The 15,853-nt window shown below is 53.0% G+C and carries 14 protein-coding genes; 12 read left to right on the top strand and 2 right to left on the bottom strand.

Going from position 1 to position 15,853, the window contains the following annotated elements:
* The first annotated feature begins 68 nt into the window (after window positions 1–68).
* The 6 genes from LC431_RS21640 to mgrA all read left to right on the top strand — a co-directional run bounded on the left by LC431_RS21640 (window position 69) and on the right by mgrA (window position 5,722).
* The gene (locus tag LC431_RS21640; protein WP_013574098.1) at window positions 69–500 is read left to right on the top strand and encodes a carboxymuconolactone decarboxylase family protein; all 432 of its coding nucleotides are present in this window, start codon (window positions 69–71) and stop codon (window positions 498–500) included.
* A 257-nt stretch (window positions 501–757) separates the two neighbouring features.
* A complete protein-coding gene (nrdH, locus tag LC431_RS21635; RefSeq protein WP_013574097.1) occupies window positions 758–997 on the top strand; it encodes a glutaredoxin-like protein NrdH in 240 nt (79 codons plus the stop codon).
* Between the two features lie 10 nt (window positions 998–1,007).
* Window positions 1,008–1,412, top strand: coding sequence for a class Ib ribonucleoside-diphosphate reductase assembly flavoprotein NrdI (gene nrdI, locus LC431_RS21630; RefSeq protein WP_013574096.1), 405 nt, complete (start codon window positions 1,008–1,010; stop codon window positions 1,410–1,412).
* On the top strand, window positions 1,394–3,556 hold the full coding sequence (gene nrdE, locus LC431_RS21625) for a class 1b ribonucleoside-diphosphate reductase subunit alpha (RefSeq protein WP_112198036.1): 2,163 nt from the start codon (window positions 1,394–1,396) through the stop codon (window positions 3,554–3,556). The genes nrdI and nrdE overlap by 19 nt, the downstream gene beginning before the upstream one ends.
* 21 nt (window positions 3,557–3,577) lie before the next feature.
* Window positions 3,578–4,561, top strand: a complete 984-nt coding sequence (gene nrdF / locus LC431_RS21620) for a class 1b ribonucleoside-diphosphate reductase subunit beta (protein ID WP_013574094.1) — start codon at window positions 3,578–3,580, stop codon at window positions 4,559–4,561.
* Window positions 4,562–4,678: 117 nt separating this feature from the next.
* Window positions 4,679–5,722: an L-glyceraldehyde 3-phosphate reductase gene (gene mgrA / locus LC431_RS21615; RefSeq protein ID WP_112152331.1), complete on the top strand. Its 1,044-nt coding sequence runs from the start codon at window positions 4,679–4,681 to the stop codon at window positions 5,720–5,722.
* A gap of 47 nt (window positions 5,723–5,769) precedes the next feature.
* Here mgrA and LC431_RS21610 read toward each other — a convergent pair whose 3' ends face one another.
* Together LC431_RS21610 and LC431_RS21605 are read right to left on the bottom strand one after the other, a co-directional pair.
* Window positions 5,770–6,228, bottom strand: coding sequence for a C40 family peptidase (locus LC431_RS21610; protein WP_223510322.1), 459 nt, complete (start codon window positions 6,226–6,228; stop codon window positions 5,770–5,772).
* Window positions 6,229–6,524: 296 nt separating this feature from the next.
* On the bottom strand, window positions 6,525–7,880 hold the full coding sequence (locus LC431_RS21605) for a 2-hydroxycarboxylate transporter family protein (protein ID WP_013574091.1): 1,356 nt from the start codon (window positions 7,878–7,880) through the stop codon (window positions 6,525–6,527).
* A 319-nt stretch (window positions 7,881–8,199) separates the two neighbouring features.
* On the opposite strand from LC431_RS21605, the gene LC431_RS21600 reads away from it, so the two are divergent.
* The 6 genes from LC431_RS21600 to proX (LC431_RS21575) all read left to right on the top strand — a co-directional run bounded on the left by LC431_RS21600 (window position 8,200) and on the right by proX (LC431_RS21575) (window position 15,675).
* Complete coding sequence (locus tag LC431_RS21600; protein WP_119261267.1) at window positions 8,200–9,852, top strand: sensor histidine kinase; 1,653 nt, start codon at window positions 8,200–8,202, stop codon at window positions 9,850–9,852.
* A complete protein-coding gene (locus LC431_RS21595; protein WP_013574089.1) occupies window positions 9,845–10,558 on the top strand; it encodes a response regulator in 714 nt (237 codons plus the stop codon). Before LC431_RS21600 ends, LC431_RS21595 begins: the two co-directional genes overlap by 8 nt.
* A 588-nt stretch (window positions 10,559–11,146) precedes the next feature.
* A complete protein-coding gene (proV, locus tag LC431_RS21590; protein ID WP_013574088.1) occupies window positions 11,147–12,343 on the top strand; it encodes a glycine betaine/L-proline ABC transporter ATP-binding protein ProV in 1,197 nt (398 codons plus the stop codon).
* Complete coding sequence (proW, locus tag LC431_RS21585) at window positions 12,340–13,539, top strand: glycine betaine/L-proline ABC transporter permease ProW (RefSeq protein ID WP_013574087.1); 1,200 nt, start codon at window positions 12,340–12,342, stop codon at window positions 13,537–13,539. Before proV ends, proW begins: the two co-directional genes overlap by 4 nt.
* 105 nt (window positions 13,540–13,644) lie before the next feature.
* Window positions 13,645–14,655 carry a glycine betaine/L-proline ABC transporter substrate-binding protein ProX gene (gene proX / locus LC431_RS21580; protein ID WP_153376679.1) on the top strand — a complete coding sequence of 337 codons (1,011 nt, stop codon included), beginning with the start codon at window positions 13,645–13,647 and terminating at the stop codon, window positions 14,653–14,655.
* A 24-nt stretch (window positions 14,656–14,679) separates the two neighbouring features.
* Window positions 14,680–15,675 carry a glycine betaine/L-proline ABC transporter substrate-binding protein ProX gene (gene proX, locus LC431_RS21575; protein WP_013574085.1) on the top strand — a complete coding sequence of 332 codons (996 nt, stop codon included), beginning with the start codon at window positions 14,680–14,682 and terminating at the stop codon, window positions 15,673–15,675.
* The last annotated feature ends 178 nt before the right edge of the window (window positions 15,676–15,853 follow it).

Raw genomic sequence — 15,853 nt, 5'->3', positions numbered from 1 at the left:
GTAAAGTAGCGGTCATTGAGACGCACCCTGCGTCGCTGTTTAGCCCTAAACGCCCAGAGGAAATCATCATGACTGCACTTCGCCTGCCTTACTATTCCCTGTCTTCTTCGGTGATGGAACCGATGAAAGCCGCGCTCGGCGCACTGGAAAACGGTCCGCTGGATAACGTGATTATCGAGCTGGCGTTCCTGCGTGTGTCACAAATTAACGGCTGCGCCTATTGCCTGGATATGCATTCCAAAGCGTTGCGTAAAATGGAAGTCGCGCAGACCAAACTGGATCAGCTGGCGGGCTGGCAGGTCAGCCACGTGTATTCTGAGCGTGAACGTGCCGCACTGGCGTGGGCCGAATCACTGACATTCGTTGCCGCTACCGGCGCACCGGACAACGCCTTTGAGCCGCTGAAAGCGCAATTCAGCGACGTGGAAATCTCGGAACTGACCTTCGCCATCGGTCTGATGAATGCGTTTAACCGCCTCGCGGTGGGTATGCGCCAGTAATTTGACCGCTTAAAAAACGAACTGAAAAAAGTTTTTCCTCGCCAGCCCGCTTCCTGCGGGCTTTGCCGCTTTTGCAATAAGCAAATTTAGAAAATCTACATATTGTGTGGTTGAAAATCCAAATCACTACATCTAGTATTCAGTTCATCGGGACGCCACGATGGCACCGACTCTCGCGCCTTTCCCCCGGCTGAAGCAGCCGCACAACGGGAAGGCAAAAATTGTCTCTGATTTCTTACAAGATGGAAATACGAATCATGAGCATTATTATTTACAGTAAACCAGACTGTGTCCAGTGCAACGCGACCTACCGTGCATTAGATAAACAAGGCATCGCTTACGAAGTTGTGGATTTGACTCAGGATGAGCAGGCGCTCGGCCAGGTTCGTGCGATGGGCTATCAGCAGGTTCCGGTGATTGTGGCCGGTGACGATCACTGGTCTGGTTTCCGTCCGGACAAAATCAGCGCCCTGCGCCAGCTCCAGAACGCGTTCTGAGGGCTGGCGGATGAATCCGTTGGTCTATTTTTCCAGCAGTTCAGAAAACACCCATCGTTTCGTCGGCAGAACAGGATTGCCGGCGATCCGTATCCCGGTAGATCGTCAGCCTGAAAAATTGCGTGTGGACTTACCGTATATTCTGGTGGTGCCGAGCTACGGCGGCGGTTCGGCCAAAGGCGCGGTGCCGACACAAGTGATCCGTTTTCTGAACGACGAACATAACCGTTCACTCATCCGCGGCGTTATCGCCGCCGGAAACACCAACTTCGGCGCAGCGTATTGTATTGCCGGCGATATTATTTCCCAAAAGTGTCAGGTGCCTTACCTGTACCGTTTTGAGTTGCTGGGAACGCCGGAAGACGTTGCAAAGGTCAGACAGGGAGTAACAGAATTTTGGCAGCGACAGAACTAGCAATTACCGACCCCGGCACCCGCGGCCCGGACTATCACGCGCTTAATGCGATGCTGAATCTGTTCGATGCTAACGGCCAGATCCAGTTTGATAAAGACCGCCTGGCCGCGCGCCAATACTTCCTGCAACACGTCAATCAGAACACGGTGTTTTTCCACAATCTGGCGGAGAAACTGCGTTATCTGGTGGAAGAAGGCTATTACGAAGCCAGCGTGCTGGATCAGTACGCTTTTGACGATATTAAAGCGTTATTCAAACAGGCTTACGCCAAAAAATTCCGCTTCCAGACGTTTCTGGGCGCGTTCAAGTATTACACCAGCTACACGCTGAAAACCTTCGACGGCAAACGCTACCTTGAACGTTATGAAGATCGCGTGTGCATGGTGGCATTGACGCTGGCTCGTGGCGATATCCAGCTCGCTGGCCATTTTGTTGATGAGATCATTTCCGGCCGTTTCCAGCCTGCCACGCCGACGTTCCTTAACTGCGGCAAAAAACAGCGCGGTGAGCTGGTGTCGTGCTTCCTGCTGCGCATTGAAGACAACATGGAATCCATCGGGCGCTCGGTCAACTCGGCGCTGCAGCTTTCCAAGCGCGGCGGCGGTGTGGCGTTTATGCTGACCAACATCCGTGAAGTGGGCGCGCCGATTAAGCGCATCGAAAATCAGTCTTCCGGCGTTATTCCGATCATGAAGATGCTGGAAGATGCCTTCTCTTACGCCAACCAGCTCGGTGCGCGTCAGGGCGCGGGGGCGGTCTATCTGAACGCTCATCACCCGGATATTCTGCGTTTCCTCGATACTAAGCGCGAAAACGCCGACGAAAAAATCCGGATTAAAACGCTGTCTCTGGGTGTGGTTATTCCGGATATCACGTTCGAACTGGCGAAGAATAATGAAGATATGTACCTGTTCTCGCCGTATCACGTGGAGAAAGTGTACGGCGTGCCGATGTCTGAAATCAGCATCAGCGAGAAATATCGCGAGATGGTGAATGACAAGCGCATTCATAAAAGCAAAATCAACGCGCGTGAATTCTTCCAGGTGCTGGCGGAAATTCAGTTCGAATCCGGCTACCCGTACATGATGTTTGAAGACACGGTTAACCGCGCCAATCCGATCAAAGGTCGCATCAATATGAGCAACCTGTGTTCGGAGATTTTGCAGGTGAATTCGCCGACGATCTACGGCGAAGACCTGTCTTATCAGGAAATTGGCAAAGACATTTCCTGTAACCTCGGTTCGCTGAATATCGCTTCGGCGATGGATTCACCGGATTTCGGCAATACTGTCGAAATGGCGGTTCGTGCGCTGACGGCGGTGTCTGACATGAGCCACATCCGCTCAGTGCCATCTATTGATCAGGGGAATCAGGATTCGCACGCCATCGGCCTCGGCCAGATGAATTTGCACGGTTACCTGTGCCGCGAGCGTATTTACTACGGTTCGGAAGAAGGTCTGGATTTCACCAATATCTATTTCTGCACCGTGGCTTTCCACGCGATCCGCGCATCGAACCAGATCGCCATCGAGCGCCAGCAGTCGTTTAAAGGCTTCAGCGATTCCACTTACGCCAGCGGCGCGTATTTCGACAAATATGTCGATGACGCACTGGCGGCGAAATGGCAGCCGAAAACAGAGCGCGTGCGCGAACTGTTTGCAGATGCCGGTATTGCCATTCCGACCACCGCAGACTGGGCGGCGCTGAAAGCCTCCGTGATGCAGCATGGCCTGTATAACCAGAATTTACAGGCGGTGCCGCCCACCGGTTCTATTTCCTACATCAATAATTCGACGTCGAGTATTCATCCGATTGTGTCCCGCGTAGAAATCCGCAAAGAGGGCAAAATTGGCCGTGTGTATTATCCGGCGGCGTTTATGACCAACGACAATCTGGATTACTACCAGGATGCCTATGAAATCGGCCCGGAAAAAATTATTGATACCTACGCCGAAGCCACGCAGCACGTCGATCAGGGGCTGTCGCTGACGCTGTTTTTCCGCGATACCGCCACCACGCGCGACATCAATAAAGCGCAGATTTACGCCTGGCGCAAAGGCATCAAAACCATTTATTACATCCGTCTGCGCCAGATGGCGCTGGAAGGCACCGAAGTTCAGGGCTGCGTTTCCTGCACGCTGTAACCGACTGAAAGGATTTAAAAGATGAGCGCAGTAAAACAATTGTTAGTGCCACAGCCGGTCAGCAAAGCCATTAACTGGAACAAAATCCAGGACGATAAAGATCTGGAAGTGTGGAACCGCCTGACGTCGAACTTCTGGTTGCCGGAAAAGGTGCCGTTGTCGAACGATATTCCGTCCTGGGCGACGCTCAGCGCAAAAGAGAAACAGCTGACGATCCGCGTGTTTACTGGCCTGACGCTGCTGGATACCGTGCAAAACGTGGTCGGCGCACCGACGCTAATGAAGGACGCGGTGACACCGCACGAAGAAGCGGTTTACTCGAATATCTGCTTTATGGAAGCGGTGCATGCGCGTTCTTACAGTTCGATTTTCTCGACGCTGTGCGCCACCGTGGACGTGGATGAAGCCTACCGCTGGAGTGAGGAAAACGTCGCGCTGCAAAACAAAGCCGCAATCATTTTGTCGTATTACGACGGCGAAGATCCGCTGATGAAGAAAGTCGCCAGCGTGTTCCTCGAATCGTTCCTGTTCTATTCCGGTTTCTATCTGCCGATGTACTGGTCGAGCCGCGCCAAGCTGACCAACACCGCCGATCTGATCCGTCTGATCATCCGCGATGAAGCGGTTCACGGTTACTACATCGGCTATAAATTCCAGAAAGCGCTGGCGCTGGAAAGCGAAGAGCGTCAGCGTCAGATCAAGGAGCAGGCGTTTGATCTGATTCAGGATTTGTACGATAACGAGATCCGCTACACCGAAGAACTGTACGACGGTGTAGGCTGGAGCGAAGACGTGAAGAAATTCCTGCATTACAACGCCAACAAAGCGCTGATGAATCTCGGCTACGAAGCCCTGTTCCCGGCCAGCATGGCGGATGTGAATCCGGCGATCCTTTCCGCATTATCGCCAAACGCCGACGAAAACCATGACTTCTTCTCCGGATCCGGTTCGTCATATGTGATCGGCAAAGCCGTCAACACCGAAGACGAGGACTGGGATTTCTAAACAGCTCCTTCCCCTCGTGAGAGGGGAAGGAGGAAAACGGATGTTGCCGTTATTTTTCTCAGCGTTAGTATAGAAACAGTGTTTCAAAACCCTACGCGATCAGAAAAAGGAAACATCATGACGCCCTATCAAGCCTCATCCTCCCGTTACGAAACCATGCAATTCCGCCGTTGCGGTCAGAGCGGTTTACAACTCCCTGCCCTTTCTCTTGGCCTGTGGCACAGCTTCGGCCATGTCAGTCCGCTGGAATCCCAGCGTGCATTGCTGCAAAAAGCCTTCGATTTAGGCATCACCCATTTTGATCTGGCGAATAACTACGGCCCGCCTCCGGGCTCTGCGGAAGAAAATTTTGGCCGTTTGCTGAAGCAGGATTTCGCGCCATATCGCGATGAACTGATCATCTCCACCAAAGCCGGTTACGACATGTGGCCAGGACCGTACGGTTCCGGCGGCTCGCGCAAATATCTGCTGGCCAGCCTCGATCAGAGCCTGCAACGCATGGGGCTGGATTACGTCGATATCTTCTATTCGCACCGGGTGGATGAAGAAACGCCGATGGAAGAAACCGCAGCGGCGCTGGCTTATGCGGTGCAAAGCGGTAAGGCATTGTATGTCGGGATCTCCTCTTACTCGCCGGAACGTACCCAGATCATGGCGGAGTTACTGCGTGAGCTGAAAGTACCGCTGCTGATCCATCAGCCGTCATACAATCTGCTGAACCGCTGGGTGGATAAGAGTGGTTTGCTGGATACGCTGGACCAAAATGGCGCAGGTTGCATCGCCTTTACGCCGCTGGCGCAGGGGTTGCTGACCGGCAAGTATCTCAACGGCATCCCTGACGGCTCGCGCATGCAGGTGGAAGGGAATAAGGTGCGCGGGCTGAACGCCAAGATGCTGACAGAAGATAACCTGAACAGCCTGCGGTTGCTCAATGAGATGGCGCAGCAGCGCGGACAGACCATGGCGCAGATGGCGCTGAGCTGGCTGCTGAAAGACGATCGCGTGACGTCGGTGCTGATTGGTGCCAGCCGCCCTGAGCAACTGGATGAAAACGTGAAAGCGCTGGATAATCTGCGCTTCACCGCTGAAGAACTGACAGCGATTGATAAGCATGTGGCGGATGGTCAGCTGAATCTTTGGCAGGCTTCGTCAGATAAATAACCATCCAAAACAAACGGGCGGATCTCCTGAAAGGATCCGCCTTTTTTTTAGCTCATCAGTTCTAAACGACGTGCGGTTTCGTAATGATCAACCCAATACTGATTATCCAGTGATGAAATAGTGACGCCTTCAATTTTCGAGGCATGAATGAACTGATGATCCCCGACATACACGCCGACATGACGATCGCCCGGCGACGTTTTGAAAAACACTAAATCTCCCGGTTTCAGATTATTTTTACTCACTTTTCTGCCGTTCCTGATTTGCTGAAAGGTGGTTCTTGGCAGGCGTGTTTGCAGGGAATCATTAAACAGATGCTGCATCAGCGACGAGCAGTCCACGCCTTTGTGGGTGGTGCCCCCCCAGCGGTAATGCGTCCCCTTCCAGCGCGGATATTCCGCCAGCAGGGCGCTTTTAATATTGTCTGAGTTGCCCGTATTGACCGCAGTCACGGTGGACCCTTTTCCATTAAAAAGTTCGCTATGGAAAAATTTGTAGGTGTCCATAGACTCAAATTCTTTAGGCATATCAAAAGCAAAGGAGTGGATGCTAAACAAACCGGTAACGAGAAGCAGTAAGGCAGAAACAAGCGATTTAATACGGAACATGCGTGGATTCTTTCGTCAAAAAATAGTGCTCTTCCTTACGTGGGAACCTGCTCACGGGGCGGGTGACTCGTCTCTGAGTGCGCAAATAATAACCGCCGGACAATAAATAAGCAGGTTGAATTGAGTCCAAAATTGGACTGGGGATTTTTTCTCAGGAAAACCCACCCCTTAGGCTGAAGGGGTGGGTGAAGGTGTTATGAGAAGAACTTCGCCAGAACAAACAGGCCGACAGAAACGTTGATAGCTCCCCCGATACGGGTAGCGATTTGCGCGAAAGGCATCAGCGTCATGCGGTTGCCGGAGGTCAGAATCGCCACGTCGCCCGTGCCGCCCTGCCCGCTCTGGCAGCAGGAAACAATCGCCACATCGATAGGGTGCATGCCAATTTTCTTACCCACATAAAAACCGGTGCCGACCAGCGCCAGCACCGTGGTCACAATCACCAGCAGGTTCTGCAGGGTGAAAGCGTTGATCAGTTCCTGCCAGGGCGTGATCGCGACACCCACCGCGAACAGCACCGGATAGGTCACGGCAGTGCGGAAGAATTTATACACCGTCATCGAGCCGTGCTGAATAGTCGGCGAAACGCCGTTCGCCAGTTTCACCAGCACCGCCGCAAACAGCATGCCGACCGGCGCTGGCAGGCCGATCCATTTCTGGCCGAGCATCCCGACCATGTACAGCAGGATGGCCAGCAGCGCACCACAGGCCAGCGCGTTGACGCCCGGATTGCCCTCAAATTCATCGGTGCCACTGCCCATCTGGCCTTTTTTCGACGGCATCAGTTGGCCTTCGCCGGTAAGATGCGGATAACGTTTACCGAGCTGGTTCAGCACGCCCGCCAGCACAATGGCCGTCAGGCCACCGAGCATAACAATCGGCAGAATGCGCCCAAGCGCCACGCCCTGCTCCATATGCAGGATGGTCGCGTAACCCATCGACAGCGGGATCGCACCTTCTCCGACACCGCCAGCCATGATCGGCAGGATCAGGAAGAAGAAGGTTTGCATTGGCGGTAAACCTAAAACAGTGCCCATCGCCATACCGGCAATCATGCCGACCACTTCGCCGCACAGCATCGGTACGAAAATACGCATAAAGCCCTGGATCAGCACCTGACGGTTCATGCTCATGATGCTGCCGACAATAATGCAGCAGATATAAAGGTAGAGAATATTGGTGGATTTATAGAATTTGACCGTGGAATCAACAACAACATCCGGCAGCAGGCCGTAATGCACCATCGCCGAAGGAATAAAAGTGGCACAAATCGCCGCGGCCCCCAGTTTACCCACCACAGGTAAGCGTTTACCCAACTCGCCACAGGCAAAACCGAAGAAGGCCAGCGTGGCGACCATCACCACGATGTCACTCGGCAACTTGCCATTCAGGCAATCGAGCAGGATCAGCACGCCCGCCAGCAGGAAAAAGGGCAGCGGGATAATGCCTATCTTGTAGTGATCAAGAATGTGCCACCATTTTTGTCTGGCCGAGAGGCCGGAGGTTTTCGTTTCTTTGACAGCGATGTAGGAATCGTCGGTTGTGCTCATGACATTGCCTCTTTCTTCTGAAGACTTTTCTTATTGATGGTCTGAGCATATGAAAACAGGCGGTCAGCCAGGTGTGAGGTTGTTCAAATTAAAACCGCAGGGATAAAGGTTGTTATGGTGTTTATGGTGTTAATGCACCCTGATTTATAAGGATTATAAGATTAGTAGTAAACCCCGCTATTAACCCTGTTATTACTGTGTGAAATAATCATTATTTTAATCTTCTGTTCACAACTCCGCTTCTCTGCGATTACGACTCACATTTCGCCGTGATAGGCTTATTGAATGTATATCTCAGGTTCGCCGTGCAGCAGGTCGTATGAAATTCAGGTTACCTTTTCAGGTAAAACTCTTTTTATCTCTGGTGGTATTTTCCTGCGTGTTGCTGGCACTGCTGGGGGCTATTTTATTTCATATTATTGACCGTCAGTTACATCATGATCTGGGCCAGCGTGCACGGGTTCAGGCCAGCGAGATCGCTCTGATGCCGGGGCTGGCGCAGAAGGTACAGGCCCGCGATATCCCCGGCATCGCGAAACTAATCCAGCCATTACGCGATAAAAGTGACGCCAGTTATATCGTTATCGGCGATACCCGCGAGCTGCATCTTTATCATTCCGAATCTCCGGAGCGCATAGACCTGCCGATGATTGGCGGTGATAACGCCGGTGTGCTGGCCGGTAAAACCATTATTTCCGTACGTCAGGGCGGCATCGGCGTTTCATTGCGCAGCAAAGCCCCGATTCTGGATGCCAGTAATCAGGTGATCGGCATTGTCTCGGTCGGTTATCTCACCTCTTACATCGATAATATTAATGGCCGCCGTCTGGCGCAGGCCGGTTTATACGGTTTACTGCTTTTATTACTGCTGTTTATTTTTTCATGGATGTTCACCCGCAACGTTAAAAAACAGATGTTCTGGCTGGAACCCAAAGATATTGCCCTGCTGGTCCGCCAGCAAAAAGCGTTGCTGGAAGCCATGTATGAGGGCGTATTTGCGATCAACGCCGAAAGGCAACTGATTTCAATTAACCGGGCCGCACGCGAGTTACTGGATATCCGCCAGCCCGAAAACGAGCTACTGGGTAAACCGCTGGCGGAGGTGCTTCAGACGCCGCCCACGTTCTTTACGCAACGTGGTGTCAGTGAAAACAACAGTCAGCATGATCAGATTACGGTACTCAATCAGAGACAGGTGATCGTCAACCGCGTACCCATCGAACTTGAACCCGGTGCAGAAAGTGGCTGGGTATTCAGTTTCCGTGATAAAAACGACATTAATACGCTGAGCAGCCAGCTGAGTCAGGTGAAGCGCTACGCCGATAACCTTCGCATCATGCGCCATGAACAACTGAACTGGACTGCGACGCTGGCGGGCTTGCTGCAAATGCAGCGTTACGACGATGCAATGCGCTATATTCAGGCACAGTCGGAAGGCGCGCAGGCCGTGCTGGATTTCGTCTCAGCACGTTTTACCTCGCCAGCACTTTGTGGCCTGCTGCTGGGGAAATACGTCAGTGCACGCGAAAAAGGTGTCGAGCTGAGTTTCGATCCTGCCTGTCAGCTCACCCGCATACCGGCAGCCATCAGTGAAACCGAACTGATGTCAGTGATTGGTAATTTGCTGGATAACGCCGTGGACGCCACACTGAAAGCACTGACGCCCCCGGCACCGGTCGAATTGTATATTTCCGACCGGAACCGGGAACTGCTGATTGAAGTCGCCGATCAGGGCAGCGGCGTGGAAGATGCACTCAAGCCGCACCTGTTTGAACAAGGCGTCACCAGCAAGCCCTCCAGCGGGCAGGACGCCACGGGTGCAGAACACGGTATCGGCCTGTATCTGGTGGCCGGTTATGTCCGTCAGGCGGGTGGCAGCATCGAAATCTCAGACAACACGCCGCAAGGTACAATATTTTCAGTCTTTATCCCGTATCCGGCAGAAGCGTTAACAGGACAGAACCATGAATAACAGCAGCGCACTCGATGTCGTGATTGTGGAAGATGAGCCACATCTGGCTGGTCTGCATCGTGATTTTATCGAGCAAAATTTCAACCTGCGCGTCGTCGGCATTGCGGCCACACTGGAGCAGACGCGTTCTCTGCTGCGCCTGCATCAGCCGCGTCTGATCTTACTCGATAACTATTTGCCGGATGGTCAGGGTGTCGATCTGATCGACAGCCCGTTGCTGAAAAGCTTCGATTGCTCGGTGATTTTCATTACCGCTGCCAGCGATATGCAAACCTGTAGCCAGGCCATGCGCAGCGGCGCGTTCGATTACATCATCAAGCCGGTGTCGTTCCATCGTCTGCGCAGTTCACTCGAGCGCTTTATGCAACTGGTGCAAACGCTGCGTAATGTGAAAGTGGTCGATCAGCGGGCCCTGGATAAGTTGTTCAATCTGCCAGCCACCGATACGCCGCCAGCCCCTTCTGCCAAAGGCATCGAGCCGAATACGCTCGAACTGGTTCAGCGGGTTTTCACGGCGAAACCCGACGTCAGCTGGTCGGTGGAACAGGTGGTTGAAGAGGTTGGGATCAGCAAAACGACCGGTCGCCGCTATCTGGAATATTGCGTGGAAATTGGCTTTATCGGCGTCGAGATGCAGTACGGAAATATCGGTCATCCGAGACGTCTGTATCGCAAAATAGCAGACGAAGAAAAATCCGTATCCTGAGGCCGAATTTCGGCCGTTTTGCGTGAAGAACTTCCCCCTCCCTGCCGGTGTCATCACCGGCGAATTTCCCGCATACCCCGCCTGTTCAGGTGATTATTTCATTACGTAGTCATCTTTCAGACAAGCGGTAAATTCACGGCTTTCACGCAAAGCTCAAATCTCTATTTACCCTTGCAAATCCCCTCCTCATAAAACGCATTAACTTCAGGGAAATACCTCAATAACTCCGTTCTAAAATCACACAAATAAAAAAGACAATAAAACCCATAAAATCAGTAAATTACTTATATTTTTAGCGAAAGCATCCGTCGTGAAATTAGGCAAAAACCCAAAGTGCTCTGGCGGGATAAATTGTCATTAATTGTCAGTTTGAATTTACCGAAATTAAACACCGCAAATACAGATAAATACGTAACCAGAAACCCAATCATGAATATTCATCGGAAACATTGAGACTTGTCTCAGAATTTCGATGTGTTAGGGTATAACGCGTTCACTATTTCGTTACAGGCAAAATCCTATACGGTCCAACACAAAAATTAGACATCGAGCCGATACGGCTATTTATATCCAAGGAATGCACATTGCATGGCAATTAAAATCGAAGTAAAGAATCTTTATAAGGTATTTGGCGAAAACCCGGATCGCGCTTTCAAGATGATTGATGCAGGCAAGGGTAAAGAAGAGATTTTTGAGAAAACCGGTCTTTCACTTGGCGTTAAGAATGCCAGTCTGGCCATTGAAGAAGGCGAGATTTTCGTCATCATGGGGTTATCCGGTTCCGGTAAATCCACCATGGTACGCCTTCTCAATCGTCTGATAGAGCCCACCCGTGGCGAAGTCCTGATCGACGGCGAAGACATCGCCAAAATCTCAGAAGCAAAATTGCGCCAGGTGCGCCGCAGTAAAATCAGTATGGTATTTCAGTCCTTTGCGCTGATGCCACACCTGACCGTGTTGAATAACACCGCGTTTGGTATGGAGCTGGCTGGTGTGCCGGTCGAAGAGCGCAATACCAAAGCGCTTGACGCGCTGCGTCAGGTCGGGCTGGAAAACTATGCCAACTCTTATCCGGATGAATTGTCAGGCGGGATGCGCCAGCGTGTCGGTTTAGCGCGTGCTATGGCCAACAACCCTGACATTCTGCTCATGGATGAAGCCTTCTCTGCACTTGACCCGTTAATTCGTACCGAAATGCAGGATGAACTGGTGAAGCTGCAGGCTCAGCATCAGCGCACCATTGTGTTCATTTCTCATGATCTGGACGAAGCCATGCGTATTGGCGACCGCATCGCCATTATGCAGGGCGGCGAAGTGGTACAGGTCGGCACGCCGGAAGACATTCTTAATAATCCGGCCAACGACTATGTGCGCACGTTCTTCCGTGGTGTGGATATCAGTCAGGTCTTCAGTGCCAAAGACATTGCCCGCCGCCGTGGCGCGCTTATTCGTAAAACCCCCGGTTTTGGTCCACGTGCCGCTCTCAAGCTGCTCGAAGATGAAGACCGCGAATATGGTTATGTGCTTGAACGTGGACAGAAATTCATTGGCGTGGTGTCGATTGAATCCCTGAAAACCGCGCTCAAAACCAATCAGTCGCTGGAAAGCGCCTTGCTGGAATCTCCGGCAGCCGTGCAGGCAGACATGCCGCTCAGCGAACTGATTTCCCATGTCGCCGCCGCGCCTTGCGCTGTGCCGGTCGTCAATGAGGACAATAACTATATCGGCATTATTTCCAAAGCCATGCTGCTTCAGGCTCTGGACAAAGAAGGGGGTAACGAATGAGCACTTCAACCATAACGAACACCATTACACAGCACGCGCAGGCCGCTCAGGCCCAGGCTCTCGATCCTTCCGTGGATCCGTGGAGTGCCGATAACGCCAGTGGCGGTGTCGCGCCACAAGCTGACGCCGCCACCCATGCCGCGCCAGCCGATGCAGGCAGCAGTGATCCGTGGGGCGGCAGCAGCGATGCCGCAACCAGCACACCAGACGCGACGCACCATGCCGCCGCACAGACCAACGACTGGCTGAGCGTCGCCCCGGAACAGCATCAGCATTTTAATATTCTCGATCCGTTTCACAGCACACTGATCCCGCTCGACCGCTGGGTGACGGAGGGGATCGACTGGCTGGTCGGTAACTTCCGCCCGGTATTTCAGGGGATCCGTGTTCCGGTCGATTTCGTCCTGAGCGGTTTCCAGCATGGTCTGGAATCCCTGCCAGCGCCGATTGCGATCCTGGTCTTCGCCCTGCTCGCCTGGCAGATGGCCGGTTTCGGCATGGGTGCTGCCACGCTGGTTTCGCTGGTGTTGATTGGCGCAATCGGTGCCTGGTCACAGGCAATGGTGACGCTGGCGCTGGTTCTGACCTCGCTGTTCTTCTGTATCCTGATCGGCCTTCCGCTCGGGATATGGCTGGCGCGCAGTCAGAGAGCGGCGAAAATTATCAGGCCGCTGCTTGATGCCATGCAAACCACACCTGCGTTCGTCTATCTGGTGCCGATCGTGATGCTGTTTGGTATCGGTAACGTGCCGGGCGTAGTGGTAACGATTATCTTCGCCCTGCCGCCGGTGGTGCGTCTGACCATTCTGGGTATCAATCAGGTGCCGGAAGACTTGATCGAAGCCGCGAAATCCTTTGGTTCCAGCCCGCGTCAGTTGCTGTTTAAAGTTCAGTTGCCGCTGGCGATGCCGACCATCATGGCCGGTATTAACCAGACGCTGATGCTGGCGCTGTCGATGGTGGTTATCGCCTCGATGATCGCCGTCGGTGGTCTGGGTCAGATGGTACTGCGCGGTATTGGTCGTCTGGATATGGGTCTGGCGTCAGTCGGTGGTGCGGGTATCGTTATTCTCGCTATTATCCTCGACCGTCTCACCCAGTCGATGGGACGCGACAGCCGCAGTAAAGGCGGTCACCGCTGGTTCACCCGCGGTCCTGTCGGTCTGGTGATGAAGCCTTTCACGAAGAAAGCCTGATTCACACACTGCATTTTTCCCGGCGGCTCGCTGCCGGGAACTCTCAAAAAGCTAAAAAAACGCAGTCCACTCTTACGTATTCAACAGCAAGAATAAGGGTTCACCATGCGCACAACTCAGAATAAAACACAGATCAAAGCACTCATCCTCGCAGTATCCATGGCAACTCCCGCCGCTTTCGCTGCCGATTTACCGGGCAAAGGCGTGGTCGTCAAACCGTTGCAAAGTACCATCGCGGAAGAAGCCTTCCAGACAGAACTGGTTAACCGCGCGCTGGAAAAACTGGGCTATGACGTTCAGCAAACCGGCGAAGTGGATTACAACGTGGCGTATACCGCCATCGCCAGCGGCGATTCTACCTACATGGCGGTGAACTGGGAGCCGCTGCAAAAAGACATGTATAACACAGCCGGTGGCGACCAGAAATTCTACCGTCAGGGCACCTACATCAGCGGCGCAGCGCAGGGTTATCTGATCGATAAAAAAACCGCCGACAAATATCACATCCACGATTTGTCACAGCTGAAAGATCCGAAGATCGCCAAACTCTTTGATGCTGACGGCGACGGCAAAGCGGATATGGCGGGTTGTAATCCGGGCTGGGTCTGCGGCCAGGTGATCAACACCCAAATCAAAGCCTACGGTCTGAGCAATACCGTGACGCAAAACGAGGGGAACTATTCGGCGATTATCGCTGACACCCTCACCCGGTTTAAATCCGGTAAGCCGGTGTTGTACTTCACCTGGACGCCGTACTGGGTCAGCAACGAGATGAGACCGGGCAAAGACGTGGTCTGGCTGACTGTGCCGTTCTCGGCCAATCCGGGTTCGCAGAAAGATCTCGATACCACGCTGCCGAACGGCAAGAACTATGGTTTCCCGGTCAATAACGAACACATCGTGGCGAACAAAGCCTGGGCTGAGAAAAACCCGGCGGCCGCGAAACTGTTCGCCATCATGAAACTGCCACTGGCCGACGTGAATGCGCAGAACCTGCGGATGCATGAAGGTGAATCCTCATCAGAAGATATCCAGCAGCATGTTGATGGCTGGATCAAGGCGCATCAGGCGACCTTCGATGGCTGGATCAAAGAAGCTGCCGCCGCAGCAAAATAACGCATTATAAAAATCGAGGAATTTATGAAAAAGACAGGAATCTGGGCAGTTGCCGCCCTCACCACATTTGCAACAGCCACCACATTCGCCGCCGATCTGCCGGGTAAAGGCATCAGCGTGACACCCGTTCAGAGCACCATCAGCGAAGAGTCTTTTCAGACAGAACTGGTCAGCAAGGCGCTGGAGAAACTGGGCTATGACGTTCAGCCAACCCGCGAGGTCGATTACAACGTCGGCTACACCACCCTGGCTGCCGGTGATGCCACTTTCACCGCCGTCAACTGGTCACCGCTGCATGATGAAATGTATAAAGCCGCCGGTGGCGACAAAGTGTTTTACCGTGAAGGGACTTACGTGACCGGCGCGGCACAGGGCTGGCTGATCGATAAGAAAACCGCTGAGAAATACCACATCACTAATATCGAACAGCTGAAAGACCCGAAACTGGCCAAACTGTTTGATACCAACGGCGACGGCAAAGCCGATCTGACCGGTTGTACACCGGGCTGGGGCTGCGAAGCGGCGCTGAATGAACAGCTGAAAGCCTATGGTCTTGAACCGACCGTGACGCACAATCAGGGTAACTACTCTGCGATGATCGCTGACACCATCACGCGTTACAAAGAAGGTAAACCGATCTTCTATTACACCTGGACGCCGTACTGGGTGAGCAATGTGCTGATCCCGGGCAAAGACGTGCTGTGGATGCAGGTACCGTTCTCCGTGGTGCCAGGGGATAAAAACGCCGATACCAAACTGCCAAATGGCAAAAACTACGGTTTCCCGGTGAGCACTATGCACATCGTGGCGAACAAAGCCTGGGCTGAGAAAAACCCGGCGGCAGCAAAACTGTTTGCCATCATGAAACTGCCTCTGAAAGACATCAATGCGCAGAACGCCGCGATGCACGCGGGTAAAAATTCAGATGCGGATATCGCTGCACAGACCGACGGCTGGATCAAAGCCCATCAGGAAGAATTTGATGGCTGGGTAAAAGAAGCGGCTGCCGCAGCGAAATAACGCAGTCACAGACTCAGTAAGGCCCGCGGGCGGAGAGAGATCTCCGCCCGTTTAATAAGATGGTCACCCCCACCCTGTGAGCGGTACGCTGACAGGGTGTTTTTCTTTCTGAAGGGGATCATCATGCAAAACGTTACGCTCATCGGTATTGACCTCGGCAAGCATTCGTTCCATGTCC

The organism is Rahnella sp. GSA61A (assembly GCF_019969905.1).
Lineage (GTDB): Bacteria > Pseudomonadota > Gammaproteobacteria > Enterobacterales > Enterobacteriaceae > Rahnella > Rahnella aceris.
Note: the sequence above shows the minus strand (reverse complement) of the source record. Positions and strands in the feature narration are given on the sequence as shown.

Coding starts and splice junctions, on each gene's coding strand:
- LC431_RS21640 (WP_013574098.1), top strand. CDS start 69: ATGACTGCACTTCGCCTGCCTTACTATTCCCTGTCTTCTTCGGTGATG.
- nrdH (WP_013574097.1), top strand. CDS start 758: ATGAGCATTATTATTTACAGTAAACCAGACTGTGTCCAGTGCAACGCG.
- nrdI (WP_013574096.1), top strand. CDS start 1,008: ATGAATCCGTTGGTCTATTTTTCCAGCAGTTCAGAAAACACCCATCGT.
- nrdF (WP_013574094.1), top strand. CDS start 3,578: ATGAGCGCAGTAAAACAATTGTTAGTGCCACAGCCGGTCAGCAAAGCC.
- mgrA (WP_112152331.1), top strand. CDS start 4,679: ATGACGCCCTATCAAGCCTCATCCTCCCGTTACGAAACCATGCAATTC.
- LC431_RS21610 (WP_223510322.1), bottom strand. CDS start 6,228: ATGGACACCTACAAATTTTTCCATAGCGAACTTTTTAATGGAAAAGGG.
- LC431_RS21605 (WP_013574091.1), bottom strand. CDS start 7,880: ATGAGCACAACCGACGATTCCTACATCGCTGTCAAAGAAACGAAAACC.
- LC431_RS21600 (WP_119261267.1), top strand. CDS start 8,200: ATGAAATTCAGGTTACCTTTTCAGGTAAAACTCTTTTTATCTCTGGTG.
- LC431_RS21595 (WP_013574089.1), top strand. CDS start 9,845: ATGAATAACAGCAGCGCACTCGATGTCGTGATTGTGGAAGATGAGCCA.
- proV (WP_013574088.1), top strand. CDS start 11,147: ATGGCAATTAAAATCGAAGTAAAGAATCTTTATAAGGTATTTGGCGAA.
- proW (WP_013574087.1), top strand. CDS start 12,340: ATGAGCACTTCAACCATAACGAACACCATTACACAGCACGCGCAGGCC.
- proX (WP_153376679.1), top strand. CDS start 13,645: ATGCGCACAACTCAGAATAAAACACAGATCAAAGCACTCATCCTCGCA.
- proX (WP_013574085.1), top strand. CDS start 14,680: ATGAAAAAGACAGGAATCTGGGCAGTTGCCGCCCTCACCACATTTGCA.